The sequence below is a fragment of the Pseudomonas sp. AL10 genome (assembly GCF_029960685.1).
GTDB classification, from domain to species: Bacteria; Pseudomonadota; Gammaproteobacteria; order Pseudomonadales; family Pseudomonadaceae; genus Aquipseudomonas; species Aquipseudomonas lactis.
The window spans coordinates 129,974-147,765 of sequence record NZ_JASBQZ010000003.1; the positions used below are offsets into that span (position 1 = coordinate 129,974).

The following is a 17,792-nucleotide window of genomic DNA, read 5'->3' on the forward strand; positions in this document are numbered from 1 at the left end:
CAACAATACATGAAGACTATTTTTATGGTGCGTCATACCGTCTGTCTGGAGGGTATCGTTTAACGGTCGTTTGATGATTCCAACGATCACCTACGCCAACTCACGTATCTTGAGAATGCCAGCGGTAATGACCGATGCGTTTCCACCGATGGTTTCCAATGCTCCGATCACGTTGCCGTGCGTTATGGGTGAACCTGGTGACCTGACCCATACGGCAAGCTCTTCAATAGCAGCAGCAAGCGCGTGCTGGTTATGCAGTAGAAGTGTTAATACATCTGCCGTGGCTATATTGGCTTGGTTGTTGTCTGTCATGACCATAGTCCTTGTGGGTTACAAAGATCGTAGCTCAGACCCTACCGAATGACGTAGGGTGGTATTGCAGGCGATACCGACATCATCCATAGGGTTGACGCTAGCGACGTGCAGCGGAGGTCGCAGAAGGCTTGCGGCTTCTCTTTTTTCTTAATTTCAACCAGATTGCATTGCCTGTGAAGAAATCAGGGAGAATCGGAATCGTGCTTGAAATGGGAAAAGCGGGAGACCAGTAAAAATCAGTGTTTGCGACCATGTTAGTCTTTCATCTGGAATCGAAAGGGAATGACTGCAACCTGATACCGCTCCTGATAACTGTCGATTGTCTAGAAGTTTTTGGATTCTTCGTCAACACTGTGTGGAGCGAATGTGCAAAGCTTGTTCGCTGTTGCTCTCATCCCTAAATGCTCACCAAGTCTATTTCTGTGTGTACACACAGGAGATTGCTAGCATGCCTGATTGAAAATCAGAAGTGACTGATAAAGCTTTTAACTCTTCAATACAATAGTGTCAGCAAGTGAGCGACGAAGGAGTGAATGCCTTTAGGGAGAGAAGGGTGATAAACCCGTCCCGATTTTGATCTGCCTTCTGAGTCTACTCAGGTTTTTATTCCTATCGTAACTACGATAGTGATCACATACTTAGGAATATACATCTATGTCGTGGTAACGACATGGTTATCCTTCTTTTTATTTTGATGGGTTTTATCCCATCTTTTTCTTAGCTTTCTCAAGGGCAAAATTTCAGGGATGACCTCCCTGAAAGTTGCGCATTTATCGGGACAATCTCCCGATAGACAAAGCATCGTTCGCTTCGCTCTCTCTTATACAATCTGTCGTTAATTGTGCATCGCAGCCTGCTTCCATTTGCTTGCCGTATTTCTATGCACCCCAAACCGGCTAGCCACATCTTGGACCGAGATGGTTTTGTCTTGCTTGAACAGGCTCATTGCCTCGATCTGTTCAAGGGATATACCCGAGAGTTGCGCCTTGCGCTCAAACCAGAACTGATTAAAATCGATCTTGCAGTCAAACTGCTCTAGCAGGCTCGGATGTCTTTCGAGGTGAAAAATCAAACCTCCAAGTGCAATTCTCGCTGCCTGTACGACACGTTCAACCTGACGAACATCCATAGGCATTAAGTTGTGATTGCAAAGAACCTCGGCAGCCGCTTCGGTGGAAATTTTGGGTAGATATAAAATCCTACGGACATCACTAGGGGCCACGTTGAATCGGCCAGTAGTCAGCGAGTCACTACCTTCATGCTCTACCTGTAAGCCGCACGCCCCTGTGATGTAATGATCAATCCAATGGGTGGCATAGCCGTCAAATCTGAAAAACTGCAAGAATTCCGAAATAGGATTTGTAAGTACACTTGGCTTCGCCCCAGCATTAGATTTTTTTGAGGTCGATTGCGACGGGAACTCGATAATTTCTGCTGAGTCTTGTGGTGCAATCTCTGGCGTCGAGTCAACCCTAACAGGCGTGCCGTCATCACTGATCGTATAGCGTGACTTGCAAGCAACCTTCTTCCCTATTTTAGTGGGGTGAATGTGTGGCTCGTGTAGGAGCTTTTTGCGGATGTAGCAACCAATAATCTCGCCCGTTCTCTTATCAATTATCGAATCGCCGCAGCGAATAGATTGGTTTTCATCGCGGACTTGACGAAGCTCTGCCAACGTAAGTGGCGAAGCAGCGTTGTGGTGCTGGCACGGGACGGCATGATGCATGGATTAGTCTCCTTTGTTTAGTTCATAGGCATTCCTCTCGGGGTAGCTGCCATTGGTTTTGGTAAATCACAGACGCACAAAAACCCATGCGATCCTAGTCTGGGATGAGCCAAACGAGTGCATGAGGCTTGATTTGATACTTTTGCGTGCTATCTGTAAGGGCGGCTTTATACGCGAATGATTCGCATTTGTCAAGAGGTTTCTTATTTGCTTTCTCGACTTGCGCGTTGGTTGCTTAGTCGTTAAACAATGAGCAACCAACTAAGAAGGAGATGTTGCTCGTGCCGACCTCATGCCTTTCTTGAGAGCGCATAAAAGCCCCGCACAGCGTTGATACGCTGCCGAGGCCAACACGCTGTTGCTCGTCATTTTAAATCGCTCACAGAGGCTTTCAGCGCCTTAAGGATTAACAATCATCATTAGGGAATGATCAATTCTCCTCCGTAGGCTTCATTAACCTCTTTCCGGATCGACTCAATCAACTTGGCTTGCTTGTCTGCTACTTTCTTTTGCTCTGCCTTCTCTGCCTTCTCAAGCAGCTGTCGCTCTAAGAGCTCTTTATATTGGGCATGCTCAGCTTGCAGTTCAGCGATGTATTCTTGCTTTACACGTTCATTTATTACCTCAAGGTCTAGAGCTTGTACGTGTTCAGGCTTGATCATTGCAGCATGGTATGACAGAGGATCTGTCGTGATCGGGTACTTAATTGAAAGCACATAACCCCGCGAATTTAACTCAATGATTTTGTTGATGAACCCAAGCGCGATATCGTCACGCACAGACTCACAACACTGATTAGTGGCCTTGTATGCATGGTGGTATCCAGCTTGACGCTGTTCAAGCCCGGCTTGATTAAATTGGCGAGGGGCGCCCGTGATACGAATAGTCATTCATAGCTCCTTTCTTTTTAATATGTGAAATCATTTTTGAGGTAATGATTGTTTTGTATTGATCGTCAGTCAGTTTGAAGGCAGATGGATTTATCTTAGTCTTACTAAAGGCGGCGTCACCACTAAACTCGCCTTTGCTCTCTATTTTCTGCGCATATTGCGCCTTTTTATCTCTCCGCTCATTTACTCGCACGACAGCTCGTGATAGACCCGCCATAAAGTAATCTATATTACTCATTGCGTTGAATCCTCTTGTTTTTTTTCTTGCATTCGGCACGCCTTAGGTTGTTCGCCACCGAACTGATCATGACCTGAAGACAGTGCTGCTGATTTGAATAGCCAGCACGAGCCATAATAAAGCCAAGCTGATTGATTGCCTCATCATTCAATTGAATTCGCATTATTTAAAGCCTGCAATTGCTTGAGCCTGTAGATAGTCATTGACAGACTCGCCAACTGCTTCGGCGCTACCTCTAATAAGCTCATAGCTGGCTTTGCTAAACATCAGCTTAACTTGTACTCTAAATGATTGTTTAGCTTGCCACACTCGCCAGCGGCAAGTATTTGAACAAGTTCGTGTGTGACTTCTTTTGTTAGCTAAGCTGGTTCCACAACTGGAACATTTCTTTGTTTCAGGCATAGTTAATCCTCCATTGGGTTGGTGGTAATAAATTTTTGGCGGTTGTTAAACCTTTTTTCTAGACAGCAAAAAAGGTCTAGCCGTGAAGTAAGACCTTTTGAATTTGGTGGATAAAAACTAATACAGCCACTGATATCTAGAAGGAAAATCTATCGTCAGTAAAGGGGGGCAGGACATTCAAAAGTGCTAAGTATGCGCTGAATTAGTTTTTCTCCTAAGTTTTATAACTATACACTAATTAGTGCTTTTTGTCAATACTGTTGGTCTGTTAGTCAAGCACTTTCTTAAATTATTTCTTAACTAAAACTTCAGGTTTTTGATTGCTTCGAACATCGCTTTGATAGGAATGCGGCTGCCATAGACACTGAATGTTACGGCGGCGTCTTCGTGACCAGCGATGCGCTTGATCAGTGAGTCTTGTACGCCCGCATCACGTAGGTCATCAATCATTGTGTGACGGAAACTGTGAAAGGTTTTCTTGGGGTCGATGATCCCCATTTTGGTCCGATATCGGCTAAACCATTTTGACGGTGCGTGCCCCAGTTTTCCACGTACAGGTTCCAGCTCTGGGAATAAACGATCTGAGTTTTGATTTCGCTGATTGTCCACGTAGTCGAGCAGTCCGAGTTGAATCAATGCGGGGTGGATTGGTAGGGTTCGCCGACTGCTACTGTTCTTTAGCTTCTGAGACTCGTGACCATCATCGATCCGAATGCAATCGACTCCATGCAACTTGATGAAGTCAGCAACGTGTAACTGACAGAGTTCTTCCAGTCTGGCACCTGTGAACCTTCCGAGGAGCGGCAACCAGTACCGCCAAGGATGTTTGAGGGCTTCAGCCTTGAGTGCTTCCAGATTGAGCAGGGTTCTTAGGTCATGTTGTTCAAAAGACAGACGTGCTTCCTTGGCTGATCCCGTCATCACCTTGAGTCCCATCAATGGATTCTCGGTAACGTAACCATTCGACTTGCACCAATTCATGAATGCCGAGAGCTTGCGTAGACGGTTATTCACGGTCACGGCGGTGATAGTTTTGTACGTGCCGCCTGCTTCAATGACTTCAGTTAATGTCTTGCCCTTGAACTGAGGGAGGAGGGCGAAATACTGAGGGCAAAGGCTTAGACGATCTTTCAGTAGGCGAGCTTGCTGCGCGTCGAACCCCGAAGCGGACATGTCGCCCATCAACTCGAACAGGTCCCGTAATGAGCGCTCAACTTCGTGAGTGCTGACCTCTCGCCATGTCCCGCCAGCCTTACCTTCCTTGATGTACTTCTTCGCGAGTTCAGCGAGAGTCGGCCCACCTTTTCTGCGAAGCTTCTGAGGCTCTGTGGAGCCGCTTGGGCGCTCAGGAATAGAAGGTATAGGGCTAGTGTCACGCCACTGAGAACAGAGCAAGCGAAGCGTCTCAAGATCGGCTGTGGGATGTTCTGTCAGGTAGTGATGGACTCGTTGGGCCAGCGAGGACGCAAGGAAGGTTGCCGGTTGTCGGGTGCTAATATTCAAACTCAAGCGCAATGTGTGACAGCTCGGGAAGAGATGCTTAGGCAGTCGCAGATTCAGATAGTAGAAAGCTCCGCGACGGATTATGTAGGCCATATGTGTGACACCGATGTGTGACAGCTGTGTATGACAGTGCTGGCTACACCCTGATTTCTGACTGCCCGTACCGGGTGTTGGCACGGAAGATTAGAGATAACCTCAAAAGCCTGTTACCCTTGCCCCATAAGGCTTTCAGCGATACCCGAGCATGCTTGCATGCGACCTGGTCAGAGCCGGAAGGCAGCAGCCACAGCGGGAACATTGTGTGCCGGGGTGTGGCTGGTGGGGTTGCCTCCATAACGCTCCCTTCTGCAGTCCCTTCTAAATCCAAGTTATTTTCAGCCAGTCATCTGTGATGCTTATTGCACAGTGCATGACGGTCATTTCGCATCTAGTGGCATACTCCCAAGCGTCTCTTCCCCCTGGCTACGAGGCTCTATGCACTCGGAACATTTCGACTTATCCAGCCCTGTTTTCTTGCCGATCACCGAGCACACCTGCGCGGGTTTGTTGGGCAACGAGGGTTTCGATGCGCTTGTAGCCCTGAGTGAGCCGCAATTGGCGGCGGTGCTGGTGATCCAGAACCTGGCGCAGGTGCCGGAAAGCGACCTGAGCGCCAGCGGTGCGGAAAAAGTGTTGGCCAAGCTGATTGACTGGGCAGTCGATGCCAGCCATTCGGCCAGTGTGTCCCTGCTCTCTGAAGCGCAGCGGCTGTTTGATCAGAGGAAGTTGTACTTCGGCCTCAATGTGGTCAAAAGCCTGAAGCTGCGCTTTCTGCTGGAGGAGGAAGTACAGGCGCGGGACTATCTGTTGCCCACTGGCAAATGGGACGTCGAGTATAAAGTCCGCCATCTCAAGGCCAATGATCCGTTCAGCCAGCAGGTGATCACGCCCAGGCACCGCGAGCGCTGGTTGAGCGCCGAGCAGGACAAGCTGCTCAGAACCTTCCGCGCCAACCTGAACGAAGACCTGCATGTGCAAGGCTACGCCGGCATTGGCAAGAGTCACCTGCTGGTGGCCTTGCTGGAGCACCTGCGCCCGGAAAAGACCTTGTTGCTGGCGCGTACCCCGGCAAAACTCGAAACACTGCGTGCCCGCATGGTGGGTGTACGGGAGCGTAAGGCCGGGCATACCTTCCAGGGCTTTGCCCATGCGCTGTTGCATGGGCCGAGGCCACAGCCGTTGAATACACCGGCGAGGGTGCCGACCAAGCAGGCGCTGGCTCAAGAGTTGAATATCTTTGGTTTTCGCCGCCTGGAAGGGCAGGCGGTGGTGGAGGTGTGCCTCAAGGTGCTTGAGGCCTACTGCCGCTCTTGGGAGTACAGCTTGTCGGCCCAGCATTTGCCGCATTTCAAGCAACCGCTCGCCGGCGTCGATGCCAGGGTGCTGCTCGAATATGCCAGCCGGTTATGGGGCTACCTTGAGGCGAACCCGGCCTGGGGCCGCCACACCGGGTTTGAAGCCTTGTTGATGATCAAACGCGCGAGCCTGGCAGGCTGCGTGGTGCCCGAGCGCTATACCCATGTGCTGATCGATGAGAGCCAGGATATCCCGGCGCCGCTGCTGCAAATCATCGAGCGCGGCCGCCAGGTGCTGATCACCTTGGGGGATGAGTATCAGCAGGCCAGCGGCGGCGTGGTCAAGCGCGCCCGTGAGGTTCGCCATACCGACGTGTGCTACTCCGTGCGTTCCGGGCGCAATGTCGAGCGCCTGGTCAACCCATTGATCAGCTTGCACTCGGAAAAAACCAAATCGCTTTTCGAGGGCGCCCGCGATGCCGACGTGGGTATTGAGTTTTACCCCCAGGGTTTTGTGCCCCCGCAAGGTTGCGTGGTGTTGACCGCCTCCCATTGGGACACCATGCAGTGGGCGATCCAACTGAGCCACGCCCGTTGTGCGTTCGGCCTGGCGAGCAAAGAGGCCCAGCAGTCGCTCAAGCACTTCATGGACACGGTCATCGCGTTGTTCAAACCCGATTTCTATAGCAATGAGTTCAATGACCTCGGCCCCCATCCGTTTTTCAGCGACATGGCCGATTGGCAGCAGGTGCGCGAAGCCTGCCAGTTCGATGAGGCGTTTGTGTGGGTCGAGGCCGTGCTGGAAAAAGGCTTCAACGTGGCGGATGTCACGCGGTTGAACCGGTTGAGTGGCCATCCGGACGAGCGCGTCCTGCTGATGCTGGCGCAGGACGCGGGCGGCATGGAGTTCGACCGAGTACTGCTCACCCCGGAACTGTTGACCAATGTGAAGTTCCAGGACGCCTACGCGTTCGATCAACGACTCTGTGCGGTGTATATCGCGATTTCACGGGCCAGGGTGCAGTTGTATCTGCCTTACGATGTGGTCGAGTGGCTCGACTACCACAAGTATCAAAAGACCCGTGAATCCCACGGTTACTAAGCAATTTAATCCGGCTGTTTCACAACTTTCATAAAGCCCTCTGGACAACCCGCAGACCGCCTTGTTAGCTTGCGCCGGCCACTTGTTTCAGAGTATGACAAGGGCATGGATTTGATATTGAAGTGCTATCGCTTCTTTCACTCACAAGGATGTCTGTCATGAAAAGCCTGCAAGGGTTGCCTCGTCTTATCAGTGCTTCGGTAGGGACGCCCGGCAAAGCCCGCAACTTGCCCGCCGATGTTCAGTGCATCCAGTATCTATTCAATTTGATCATTCCCAAGATGGGGTTTGCCTTGCTGGAAAACGGCAAGTGCGACGGCCAGTTGGTGCAGTGCATCAGCCAGTATCAGTTTCGCCATCTCAAGTACGCCCATCCCGATGGCGTGATCGACCCCACCGGGCGCACGTTCAACAGTCTGATCGAAGAGGCGCTGAAGGTGCCGGTGCGGGCTTTTCCTAACACGCGCATTCCGACGTTTCTCAACATTTTCGGCAATAACAACATCGATGCGGTACAGGCCACGGTCAATGTGTACCTGGACCGTGTGCGTGCGGTGATCGAGGCCGAGCGGCGTAACCGGCAGTTGATGATGCAGTCCACCTGCGACGGCGGGACGACCTTGAGCGATACGGATTTCCAGAACGCCGCCAAGCAATTGGGCAACGGTATTTCGGTGAATGTGGTCAAGGCGTTCGCCACGGTGGAGTCGGGCGGGAAGGTGGGGTTCGGGCCTGCCAAGTTGCCGATCATCGCCTTTGAAGGGCACCACTTTCGCAAGTACACCAAGCACATCTACGACCAGTCGCAGCCGCTGCTGTCGTATGTCTACAAGAAAAAAGCCGGCCCGCAATGGCAGACGAACAACAAGGATCAGGTCAAGGCCTGGGAGACCATGGCCACCGCCTTTGCGCTGGATCAGGAAGCGGCCTTGATGTCGGCCTCCTGGGGCATGTTTCAGATCATGGGGTTCAATTTTGCGGCGTGCGGGTTCAAGACAGTGTTTGAGTTCGTAGCCTCATTGAAGATCAATGCCGGTAACCAACTCAAGGCCTATCTGAGCCTCTGCAGCCACAACTCGGCATTATTGAGCGCGATGAAAAACAAGGATTTTACCGCCATGGCCCGTAACTATAACGGCGACGATTACGGCAACTATGACGTCCTGATGAAACAAGCCTACGAAGCCTTTGAAGGGAAGAAATAAGATGATTCGTTATCTGGCGATGGGAGTGTTGTCGTGGTGCGCCGTGGCGCCCGTGTTGGCCGGCTCGGCGGCGTTGCATTCAGGTAAATATGAAGGGCTGATGCTGGCGGTGACGCCTGGGCATCAGGTCGAGGGGTTCTATCAGGAATCGATGGGCGAGGGTGTGGTCCGTGGTTGCACGTTCTACCTGCAAGGCAAGCCCGAAGCGCTCACCACCTGGCGGGACGCTGCCTACCCAGGCAGTGTGGCCGCGGCGCTCGACGGGGTGACCCTGACGGTGGCGCAGGGCCGCCAACACCCTGGCTGCATCAATGTGCTGATGCCGGAGATCGCCACCGGCCTGGAGTTGAGCCAGACCGCCAGCAAACCATGGATCGGCTTGGTGACGGTGTCTGCCGACAAGGCTTACCTGCTGAAAACGCCGGGCGCCAAAGCGGCAAAGCGGCCCTACATCGTCAAGCATGACGTGGTGGGCGTACTGGCGTTCAAGGACGGCTGGGCGCAGGTGGAATTCATCAACGCTGACGACCGTTCGTTCACGGGCTGGATCAGTCAGGGCCAGTACGCACGGTTGGCTGCGCCGAAGCCCTGAATTGTAGGAGCGAGCTTGCTCGCGAAAAACGTCAACGATAACGCGTGCTTTCTGAATAGACGCGGCGCCTGTGAGTTTTTCGCGAGCAAGCTCGCTCCTACATTAGGATTAGGACAATTAGGGCAAGTCAGCCGAAGGTCTCGCGCAGCAATCCGGCAAACGCATCTCGCGCCAGGTGCCGCTGGGTGTCCGTGTGCCAGAACAACAGGTTGTCCACGGGCGCCAGCGCTTCAAAGCGATACGACGCCAGCTGATTGGCCTGCTCATAGCGCGCCAGGATCCCCTCGGGTGCCAACGCCACGCCAATCCCCGCACTGACGCATCCGATGATCGTGCCCCAACTGGCATAGCTGGCAATCGCTGGCTTGACGTCATGGGGCTTGAGCCAGTTTTCCAGGGCGGCGCGATAAGGGCAGCCCGGCGGCCATACCAGCAATGTACGGCCGGCCAAGTCCTCGGCGCTATTGATAGGTGCGCTGCACGCGCTGGCGATCAGCACCAGGCGTTCGCTGTAGACCACGCTCTGTTCCAGTTTCGTGCGTTTGCCGCCGGCTGCCACCAGCGCCACGTCCAGGCGGTGGTGCTGCAGGTCGTCCAGCAATTGCGCCCAGGCACCGGTGACCAGTTCCAGGCTGACATCGGGATAACGCCGGTGGTATTCCGCCAGTAATGGTGGCAGGCGCCCGCTGGCACTGGATTCCACCGCACCGATGCGCAAGGTGCCACGGGGAATGGCGTTGGCATCCACCGCGCGTTTGGATTCATCCACCAAGGCCAGGATACGTTCGCAGTAATCCAGGAAGATCTCTCCCGCAGCGCTGATCGCCAGCCCTCGGCCAGCACGGATAAACAACGGCGTGCCCAACTCGCTTTCCAGCTGCTTGATGCGCGTGGTGATGTTGGACGGCACGCAGTGCAATTGCAGCGCAGCCTGGGCCACGCTGCCGGTTTGCGCCACGGCTCGCACCATTTTCAGTTGGGCCAGTTCCATTGCTCAGTTCCAATGATTTCAGAAGTCAGAAACGCTTAATTGTCCTACGCCTGGCCTGGGCCAAGACTGGCTGCATTCCTTTTGCGTGGATGCTGTCGATGAATACTCCGTCACCTCTGAAGCTTACGCTAGTCATTGCCAGCGTTATCCTCTGTTGGGCGTATTCGCCCATCGGCGTGCACATGGGGCTGCACAGTTATAGCCCCGGCCAATTGGCGCTGCTGCGGTTTCTGATCGCGTCGGTATTCATGGGCGGTGTGGCCTGGGTGGTGGGAATTGGACGGCCACCGTTGCGCGACGTGCCGTGGCTGTTGGTGTTGGGTTTTTTCGGGGTGTTCCTGCACCACACCAGTCTCAATTACGGGCAGCAATGGGTGACGGCGGCAGCGTCGAGTGTGTTGGCGCAGTCGGCGCCGCTGTTCAGTGTGTTGATCGCGTTTTTCTGCTTGAAGGAGCGGGTCAGCGCCTGGCGGTGGGGCTGCGTGCTGTTGGGGTTGGCCGGCGTGCTGGTGGTGATCTGGGGCGACCAGGGCATGGGCGATCTCAACCCGCGAGGTTTGCTGATCTTGCTGGCGGCCTGCTCTTGGAGTGTGTACTTCGCCATACAGCGGCATCATGCCCAGCGCTACAGCCCGTTGACCATGGCGTGCTACATGGTGTGGTCTGGCACCCTGATGCTGTGCGTGAACCTGCCGGGCCTGCCCGTCGCCATCGTGCAGGCACCGATGGCGCAGAATCTCGCCGTGTTGGTGCTGGGCATTTTTCCCAGCGCCTTGGCCTATCTGGCCTGGGGTTACGTGTTGAAGCACGTCGAGGTCAGTCGCGCGTCGGTGGCGATGTACCTGATCCCACCGGTTGCGATGCTGATGGCTGCCACACTGCTCGGTGAGCACGTTGCCCTGCAGGTGATGCTGGGCGCGGTGATCGTGCTGGCCAGCGTTGCCGCTATCAGTCTGGAAGGGCGCTGGTGTTCAAGCGTGCTGGCAGAACGCCCGAAGACGCCCTCTGAAAGGCCAATTGAACAGGCTTCGTCAGATTAGACGAGCGTGCCGGATGCAATTTCCCCCTTGCTCCGCTAGCATTACCGGCTTCCGCTTCCCAGTTGCGACGGTTTTCGATGAGTTATCAGGTTCTTGCACGTAAATGGCGCCCGCGCTCGTTCCGCGAAATGGTCGGCCAGACCCATGTGCTCAAGGCTCTGATCAATGCCTTGGACAGCCAACGGCTGCACCACGCCTACCTGTTCACCGGTACACGCGGGGTGGGCAAGACCACGATTGCGCGCATCATCGCCAAGTGCCTGAATTGTGAAACCGGTATCACCTCGACGCCTTGTGGCACCTGTTCGGTGTGCCGTGAGATCGACGAAGGGCGTTTCGTCGACCTGATCGAGATCGACGCCGCGAGCCGTACCAAGGTCGAAGACACCCGCGAGCTGCTGGATAACGTGCAGTACGCGCCGAGCCGTGGCCGCTTCAAGGTCTACCTGATCGACGAAGTGCACATGCTGTCCAGCCATTCCTTCAACGCTTTGTTGAAAACCCTGGAAGAGCCGCCGCCCTACGTCAAGTTCATCCTGGCCACCACCGACCCGCAGAAACTTCCGGCAACGATTTTGTCGCGGTGCCTGCAGTTCTCCCTGAAAAACATGACCCCCGAGCGTGTGGTCGAGCATTTGACCCATGTGCTGGGCGTCGAGAACGTACCGTTCGAAGACGACGCACTGTGGTTGCTGGGCCGCGCCGCCGACGGTTCGATGCGCGATGCCATGAGCCTCACCGACCAGGCCATCGCCTTCGGTGAAGGCAAGGTCATGGCTGCCGACGTGCGCGCGATGCTCGGTACCCTGGACCACGGCCAGGTGTTCGACGTGCTGCACGCGCTGATCGAGGGTGACGCCAAGGCGTTGCTCGAAGCGGTGCGCCACCTGTCGGAGCAAGGCCCGGACTGGAACGGTGTGCTCTCGGAAATTCTCAACGTACTGCACCGCGTTGCCATCGCCCAGGCCCTGCCGGAAGGCGTCGACAACGGCCATGGCGACCGTGATCGCGTATTGGCCCTGGCCCAGGCCTTGCCGGCCGAAGACGTACAGTTCTACTACCAGATGGGCCTGATCGGCCGCCGCGACCTGCCCCTGGCACCCGACCCGCGGGGTGGCTTTGAAATGGTGCTGCTGCGCATGCTGGCGTTCCGGCCAGCAGATTCGGCAGACGCGCCGAGACAGCCGCTAAAGCCAGTGGGGATCAGCCAGGCCACAGTTGATTCCGCCAAACCCGTGGCTGGCGCGGCCGTTGTTGCGCCAGTAGTTGCTGCGCCTGAGCCGGTTGCGCCGGCACCTGAGCCCGAACCTGCGCCGGTTGCCGTCGCACCGGTGGTCGAGCCCGAGCCGGTCATCGAGCCCGCGCCCGTGGTCGACTTGCCCTGGAATGACCCGGTCGAAGCGCAAGTAGAACCCGAGCAACAGCCCTCGGTAGAGCCCGTGCTGGAAACCACGGGCGAGCAACCCGAGCTGACGCCGATGCCTGCGCCGACTCCGGACAGCGTGGTGCCGGATGCCCCTGAGTGGGTATCGGCACCGGTTCCCGAGCCGACGGTCGCCCAGGTTGACGCGGCCACCCCAGGCATTGACCTGGACGACGAACCGCCGCTGGACGAAGACTATATCGAGCCGGACATGGATTCGGCTTACAGCTACCTGGACGACTTGGCCAGCGAACACACCGCCGAACCTGCGCCCGAGCCCGAGGCAGAACCTGCCGCGGCCCCGGCTACCGGCCTGGCCCTGCAATGGCTGGAATTGTTTCCGAAATTGCCGATCTCCGGCATGACCGGCAGTATCGCCGCCAACTGCACCCTGATTTCCATCGAAGGCGACCACTGGCTGCTGCACCTGGACCCGGCCCATAGCGCCTTGTTCAACGCCACCCAGCAGCGCCGGCTCAACGATGCGCTCAACCAATACCACGGGCGCACGCTGACTATCGCCATCGAACTGATCAAGCCCGAGCAGGAAACCCCGGCCCAGGCCGCGACCCGTCGGCGCCTTAACCGCCAGCGCGAGGCCGAGGATTCGATCCACGCAGATCCGCTTATCCAACAAATGATGCAACAGTTCGGTGCGGTCGTCCGCCACGATACTATTGAACCTGTCGAAGCCCCGGTGTCCCAAGCGTCATGACTCCGGGCTACTCATTGATCCACGTACTTTTGAGGTGATTCCCATGATGAAAGGTGGCATGGCCGGCCTGATGAAGCAGGCGCAGCAGATGCAGGAAAAAATGGCCAAGATGCAGGAAGAGCTGGCCAACGCCGAAGTCACCGGTAAAGCCGGTGGCGATATGGTCAGCGTGGTGATGACCGGTCGTCACGACATCAAGCGTGTCAGCATCGACCCAAGCGTATTGCCGGGCGTGGGTGAAGATGACCTGGAAATGCTCGAAGCGCTGTTCGCCGCAGCCGTCAATGACGCTGTGCGCAAGATCGAAGCCAACAGCCAGGACAAAATGTCCGGCGTGACCGCTGGCATGCAACTGCCACCGGGCATGAAACTGCCGTTCTGACACACGCTTTTAGCTAGACTCAAATGCCAGGCATCGCGCCTGGCATTTTTTTTGCGCGGTCGAAACATCGAACCCCAAGCCTTCACCGATGGTCTGCACCCTATACCGTTGAAACCATTCACCGATAAAGGAGCCCCGCTGATGCCTCAAGAAATGACGCTCAACCAACGCATCGTTCTGGTCTCACGCCCTCAAGGCGCACCCACGCCGGAAAACTTTCGCCTGGAACGTGTAAGCCTGCCGGACCTGGCAGACGGCCAGGTGCTGCTCAAGACCCTGTACCTGTCTTTGGACCCCTACATGCGTGGACGCATGAGTGACGCGCCGTCCTACGCAGCCCCCGTGGAAATCGGTGAAGTGATGACCGGTGGGGCTGTCAGCCGTGTCGAGCAATCGCGCAACCCGAAATTCGAAGTGGGCGACCTGGTGGTCGGCGCCACTGGCTGGCAAAGCCACTGCATTTGCGAAGGCCATAACCTGATCCCGCTGCCCAAGGGCCTGCCGAGTCCGTCGATGGCCTTGGGCGTATTGGGTATGCCGGGCATGACGGCCTATATGGGCTTGATGGATATCGGCCAGCCCAAGGCCGGGGAAACCCTGGTGGTGGCGGCTGCGTCGGGCGCGGTGGGGTCGGTGGTGGGCCAGGTGGCCAAGCTTAAAGGCTTGCGCGTGGTGGGCATTGCCGGTGGCGCGGACAAATGCCGCTATGTGGTGGATGAGTTGGGCTTTGACGCCTGTATCGACCACAAGAGCGAAGATTTCGCCCATGAACTGGCCCTGGCCTGCTTCAAAGGCGTGGACATCTACTTTGAAAACGTCGGCGGTAAAGTCTTCGATGCTGTGCTGCCTTTGCTCAACCCCAAGGCGCGCGTGCCGCTGTGCGGGTTGATCGCCGGCTATAACGCCCATGAAGCGCCCAGCGGCCCCGACCGTTTGCCGGCGCTGCAACGCACCTTGCTGACCAAGCGGGTACGCATCCAGGGCTTTATTGTGTTCGACGACTATGGCGACCGCCAGCCGGAGTTCCTCAGTGCCATGGCGCCGTGGGTGCGCGAGGGCAAGATCAAGTTCCGCGAGGACGTGGTCGATGGACTGGAGCAGGCGCCCGAAGCCTTTATCGGCCTGCTCGAAGGACGCAACTTCGGCAAGTTGGTGGTGCGCGTCGCGCAGGATTGAGTATTTGACGCTAATCCGGGGCGCGGGTATAAACCGCGTCTCGTTGTTTTGTCGGACCCTTCGCCCATGAGCTTCAGCCCCCTGATTCGCCAACTGATCGACGCCTTGCGCACTTTGCCCGGTGTCGGCCAGAAAACTGCCCAGCGCATGGCGCTGCAACTGCTGGAGCGTGATCGCAGCGGCGGCACTCGCCTGGCCCAGGCCTTGAGCCAGGCCATGGAAGGCGTGGGCCACTGCCGCCAGTGCCGCACCCTTACTGAAGAAGAACTCTGCCCGCAATGCGCCGACCCGCGTCGCGACGACACATTGCTGTGCGTGGTGGAAGGGCCGATGGATGTGTACGCCGTGGAGCAGACTGGTTATCGCGGGCGTTACTTTGTACTCAAGGGCCACCTGTCGCCGCTCGATGGCCTGGGGCCGGAAGCCATCGGTATTCCACAACTGGTGACGCGGATACAAGAGCAGGGCACCTTTACTGAAGTGATCCTGGCGACCAACCCGACGGTGGAAGGTGAAGCCACCGCGCACTACATTGCCCAACTGCTGACCAACAAAGGCTTGATCACTTCGCGGATTGCCCATGGCGTGCCGTTGGGAGGGGAGTTGGAGCTGGTGGATGGCGGTACCTTGGCGCACTCGTTCGCAGGCCGCAAACCCATCGCCCTCTAAAACCCACTGCAATCTGGGACTTCCTAACCCTGTAGGAGCGAGCTTGCTCGCGAAAAACCAATAGGCGCCGTGTTCACGCAGGAAGCACGCGTTATCGTTGACGGTTTTCGCGAGCAAGCTCGCTCCTACAGGGTTAGCGCAGACACATGACTTGATAACCAAGCAAGCGCTTGGTAAGTTCGCTCCATCCCGCCATGGAGCTTGCCGATGTCTGCCTATCAGGAATACTTCGATCCCAGCCACCAATTGGTCCGCGACAGCGTGCGCCGCTTCGTCGAGCGTGAGATGTTGCCCGGCATCGAGCAGTGGGAGGAGGCGCAAAGCTTTCCTCGCGAGCTCTACCTCAAGGCCGGTGCGGCGGGGATTCTAGGCATTGGCTACCCCGAAACCCTGGGTGGCAGCCACGAAGGCGATCTGTTCGCCAAGGTCGCTGCCAGCGAAGAACTGATGCGTTGCGGCTCCGGTGGGGTGGTGGCGGGGCTCGGCTCCCTGGATATCGGCCTGCCGCCCATCGTCAAATGGGCCCGGCCCGACGTGCGTGAGCGCATAGCGCCTCGGGTGCTGGCTGGCGAAAAGATCATCGCCCTGGCGGTCACCGAGCCCAGCGGCGGCTCAGATGTGGCCAACCTGCAAACCCGCGCAGTGCGTGAGGGCGAGCATTACCGCGTGAGCGGCGCCAAGACCTTTATCACCAGCGGCATTCGCGCTGATTTCTACACCGTGGCCGTGCGCACAGGCGGGCCGGGCTTTGGCGGCATCAGCCTGCTGCTGATCGAAAAAGACACCCCCGGTTTTACCGTCGGCCAGCCACTGAAGAAGATGGGCTGGTGGGCGTCGGACACCGCCGAGTTGTTCTTCGACGATTGCCGCGTGCCAGTGGGCAATCTTATCGGCGTCGAGAACATGGGCTTTGCCTGCATCATGGGCAACTTCCAGAGCGAGCGTCTGGCCTTGGCCTTGATGGCCAACATGACCGCGCAACTGGCCTTGGAGGAAAGCCTCCAGTGGGCCGCCCAGCGTGAAGCATTCGGCAAACCCATCGGCAAATTCCAGGTGCTCAAGCATCGCCTGGCGGAAATGGCTACCGCGGTGGAGGTTTCCCGTGAGTTCACCTATCGGCAGGCTGCGAAGATGGCCGCTGGCAAGAGTGTGATCAAAGAGATTTCCATGGCCAAGAACCTGGCCACCGATACCGCTGATCGAGTGACGTATGACGCGGTGCAGATACTGGGTGGGCAGGGGTATATGCGTGGCAGCCTGGTGGAGCGGCTGTATCGTGATAACCGGATTCTGTCGATTGGTGGCGGGACGCGTGAAGTGATGAATGAGATCATCAGTAAGCAGATGGGGTTGTAAACCGGGGTGTTCTTTCGGGCCTCATCGCGGGCAAGCCCGGCTCCCACAGGGGAATGCATTCCAAGGTGGGAGCCGGGCTTGCCCGCGATGACGGCAGTACTGACGACGCTTATCTCTCAGTCAGCCCAAACTGCGTCAGGCAAAACGTCGGAATCCCCATGTCTGCCAAACGCTGCGAGCCACCCAGCTCTGGCAAATCAATAATCGCCGCAGCCTCAAAAATCTTTGCCCCCATGCGCCGCACCAGGTTCGCCGCCGCAATCAGGGTGCCGCCGGTGGCGATCAGGTCATCGAACATCAGCACAGAATCGCCTTCGCACAGGCTGTCGGCGTGCACTTCCAGGAAGGCTTCGCCGTACTCGGTCTGGTAACCCTCGGCCAGCACGTCCGCCGGCAGCTTGCCTTGCTTGCGAAACAGGATCAGCGGCTTGTTGAGCTGGTAGGCGATGATCGAGCCGATCAGGAAGCCACGGGCATCCATCGCACCGATATGGGTGAAGTCGGCTTCGACATAGCGTTGGGCAAAGCTGTCGGCTACCAGGCGCAAGGCGCGGGGCGATTGGAACAGCGGCGTGATGTCACGGAAGATCACCCCAGGCTTGGGGAAGTCGATGACGGGGCGAATCAGGGATTTGATGTCGAACGAATCAAAGGTCATCGTCGAGGAGTCCAGGGCGGAAAACGGACCCGAAGTATACCTGCGGCCTCGCCGATTGGCGCGGCCGCAGTCTGG

Annotated in this window: 16 protein-coding genes; 9 read left to right on the plus strand and 7 right to left on the minus strand. The window is 56.5% G+C overall.

Going from position 1 to position 17,792, the window contains the following annotated elements; genetic code table 11:
• Positions 1-90: 90 nt before the first annotated feature.
• From QK296_RS05050 to QK296_RS05070, 5 genes are all read right to left on the minus strand, one after another.
• Positions 91-312 carry a hypothetical protein gene (locus QK296_RS05050; protein WP_282390665.1) on the minus strand — a complete coding sequence of 74 codons (222 nt, stop codon included), beginning with the start codon at positions 310-312 and terminating at the stop codon, positions 91-93.
• An 838-nt stretch (positions 313-1,150) separates the two neighbouring features.
• On the minus strand, positions 1,151-2,041 hold the full coding sequence (locus QK296_RS05055) for a hypothetical protein (RefSeq protein ID WP_282390666.1): 891 nt from the start codon (positions 2,039-2,041) through the stop codon (positions 1,151-1,153).
• A gap of 419 nt (positions 2,042-2,460) precedes the next feature.
• Positions 2,461-2,931 (minus strand): hypothetical protein, encoded by a 471-nt coding sequence (locus tag QK296_RS05060; RefSeq protein WP_282390667.1) that lies wholly within the window; start codon positions 2,929-2,931, stop codon positions 2,461-2,463.
• The gene (locus tag QK296_RS05065) at positions 2,894-3,169 is read right to left on the minus strand and encodes a hypothetical protein (protein ID WP_282390668.1); all 276 of its coding nucleotides are present in this window, start codon (positions 3,167-3,169) and stop codon (positions 2,894-2,896) included. The genes QK296_RS05060 and QK296_RS05065 overlap by 38 nt, the downstream gene beginning before the upstream one ends.
• A gap of 702 nt (positions 3,170-3,871) precedes the next feature.
• Positions 3,872-5,167, minus strand: a complete 1,296-nt coding sequence (locus tag QK296_RS05070) for a site-specific integrase (protein ID WP_282390669.1) — start codon at positions 5,165-5,167, stop codon at positions 3,872-3,874.
• A gap of 381 nt (positions 5,168-5,548) precedes the next feature.
• On the opposite strand from QK296_RS05070, the gene QK296_RS05075 reads away from it, so the two are divergent.
• The 3 genes from QK296_RS05075 to QK296_RS05085 all read left to right on the plus strand — a co-directional run bounded on the left by QK296_RS05075 (position 5,549) and on the right by QK296_RS05085 (position 9,307).
• Positions 5,549-7,510, plus strand: coding sequence for a hypothetical protein (locus QK296_RS05075; RefSeq protein ID WP_057709745.1), 1,962 nt, complete (start codon positions 5,549-5,551; stop codon positions 7,508-7,510).
• 158 nt (positions 7,511-7,668) lie between these two features.
• Entirely contained in the window at positions 7,669-8,715 is a 1,047-nt protein-coding gene (locus tag QK296_RS05080; protein WP_057709746.1) for an N-acetylmuramidase family protein, read from the plus strand.
• Between the two features lies 1 nt (position 8,716).
• Complete coding sequence (locus tag QK296_RS05085; protein ID WP_003193204.1) at positions 8,717-9,307, plus strand: hypothetical protein; 591 nt, start codon at positions 8,717-8,719, stop codon at positions 9,305-9,307.
• 127 nt (positions 9,308-9,434) lie between these two features.
• Here the strand turns inward: QK296_RS05085 and QK296_RS05090 are convergent, their stop codons facing one another.
• Positions 9,435-10,298 carry a LysR substrate-binding domain-containing protein gene (locus tag QK296_RS05090; protein WP_003193202.1) on the minus strand — a complete coding sequence of 288 codons (864 nt, stop codon included), beginning with the start codon at positions 10,296-10,298 and terminating at the stop codon, positions 9,435-9,437.
• Between the two features lie 98 nt (positions 10,299-10,396).
• Between QK296_RS05090 and QK296_RS05095 the strand changes: the two genes are divergently transcribed.
• The 6 genes from QK296_RS05095 to QK296_RS05120 all read left to right on the plus strand — a co-directional run bounded on the left by QK296_RS05095 (position 10,397) and on the right by QK296_RS05120 (position 17,059).
• A complete protein-coding gene (locus QK296_RS05095; RefSeq protein ID WP_003193201.1) occupies positions 10,397-11,338 on the plus strand; it encodes a DMT family transporter in 942 nt (313 codons plus the stop codon).
• A 77-nt stretch (positions 11,339-11,415) separates the two neighbouring features.
• Positions 11,416-13,476 carry a DNA polymerase III subunit gamma/tau gene (gene dnaX / locus QK296_RS05100; protein WP_282390670.1) on the plus strand — a complete coding sequence of 687 codons (2,061 nt, stop codon included), beginning with the start codon at positions 11,416-11,418 and terminating at the stop codon, positions 13,474-13,476.
• A gap of 43 nt (positions 13,477-13,519) precedes the next feature.
• On the plus strand, positions 13,520-13,858 hold the full coding sequence (locus QK296_RS05105; protein WP_003193199.1) for a YbaB/EbfC family nucleoid-associated protein: 339 nt from the start codon (positions 13,520-13,522) through the stop codon (positions 13,856-13,858).
• A gap of 141 nt (positions 13,859-13,999) precedes the next feature.
• Positions 14,000-15,034, plus strand: coding sequence for an NADP-dependent oxidoreductase (locus QK296_RS05110; RefSeq protein WP_003193196.1), 1,035 nt, complete (start codon positions 14,000-14,002; stop codon positions 15,032-15,034).
• Positions 15,035-15,100: 66 nt separating this feature from the next.
• The gene (recR, locus tag QK296_RS05115; RefSeq protein ID WP_003193195.1) at positions 15,101-15,703 is read left to right on the plus strand and encodes a recombination mediator RecR; all 603 of its coding nucleotides are present in this window, start codon (positions 15,101-15,103) and stop codon (positions 15,701-15,703) included.
• A gap of 207 nt (positions 15,704-15,910) precedes the next feature.
• Complete coding sequence (locus tag QK296_RS05120; protein ID WP_057709748.1) at positions 15,911-17,059, plus strand: acyl-CoA dehydrogenase family protein; 1,149 nt, start codon at positions 15,911-15,913, stop codon at positions 17,057-17,059.
• 109 nt (positions 17,060-17,168) lie between these two features.
• Here the strand turns inward: QK296_RS05120 and QK296_RS05125 are convergent, their stop codons facing one another.
• A complete protein-coding gene (locus tag QK296_RS05125; protein WP_003193191.1) occupies positions 17,169-17,717 on the minus strand; it encodes an adenine phosphoribosyltransferase in 549 nt (182 codons plus the stop codon).
• Between the last annotated feature and the right edge of the window lie 75 nt (positions 17,718-17,792).

Bases quoted from the DNA above. Each gene is read 5' to 3' on its own strand.
- QK296_RS05070 (WP_282390669.1), bottom strand. From the start codon at position 5,167: ATGGCCTACATAATCCGTCGCGGAGCTTTCTACTATCTGAATCTGCGA.
- QK296_RS05065 (WP_282390668.1), bottom strand. From the start codon at position 3,169: ATGAGTAATATAGATTACTTTATGGCGGGTCTATCACGAGCTGTCGTG.
- QK296_RS05075 (WP_057709745.1), top strand. From the start codon at position 5,549: ATGCACTCGGAACATTTCGACTTATCCAGCCCTGTTTTCTTGCCGATC.
- QK296_RS05080 (WP_057709746.1), top strand. From the start codon at position 7,669: ATGAAAAGCCTGCAAGGGTTGCCTCGTCTTATCAGTGCTTCGGTAGGG.
- QK296_RS05050 (WP_282390665.1), bottom strand. From the start codon at position 312: ATGACAGACAACAACCAAGCCAATATAGCCACGGCAGATGTATTAACA.
- QK296_RS05120 (WP_057709748.1), top strand. From the start codon at position 15,911: ATGTCTGCCTATCAGGAATACTTCGATCCCAGCCACCAATTGGTCCGC.
- dnaX (WP_282390670.1), top strand. From the start codon at position 11,416: ATGAGTTATCAGGTTCTTGCACGTAAATGGCGCCCGCGCTCGTTCCGC.
- QK296_RS05085 (WP_003193204.1), top strand. From the start codon at position 8,717: ATGATTCGTTATCTGGCGATGGGAGTGTTGTCGTGGTGCGCCGTGGCG.
- recR (WP_003193195.1), top strand. From the start codon at position 15,101: ATGAGCTTCAGCCCCCTGATTCGCCAACTGATCGACGCCTTGCGCACT.
- QK296_RS05055 (WP_282390666.1), bottom strand. From the start codon at position 2,041: ATGCATCATGCCGTCCCGTGCCAGCACCACAACGCTGCTTCGCCACTT.
- QK296_RS05110 (WP_003193196.1), top strand. From the start codon at position 14,000: ATGCCTCAAGAAATGACGCTCAACCAACGCATCGTTCTGGTCTCACGC.
- QK296_RS05105 (WP_003193199.1), top strand. From the start codon at position 13,520: ATGATGAAAGGTGGCATGGCCGGCCTGATGAAGCAGGCGCAGCAGATG.
- QK296_RS05095 (WP_003193201.1), top strand. From the start codon at position 10,397: ATGAATACTCCGTCACCTCTGAAGCTTACGCTAGTCATTGCCAGCGTT.
- QK296_RS05090 (WP_003193202.1), bottom strand. From the start codon at position 10,298: ATGGAACTGGCCCAACTGAAAATGGTGCGAGCCGTGGCGCAAACCGGC.
- QK296_RS05125 (WP_003193191.1), bottom strand. From the start codon at position 17,717: ATGACCTTTGATTCGTTCGACATCAAATCCCTGATTCGCCCCGTCATC.
- QK296_RS05060 (WP_282390667.1), bottom strand. From the start codon at position 2,931: ATGACTATTCGTATCACGGGCGCCCCTCGCCAATTTAATCAAGCCGGG.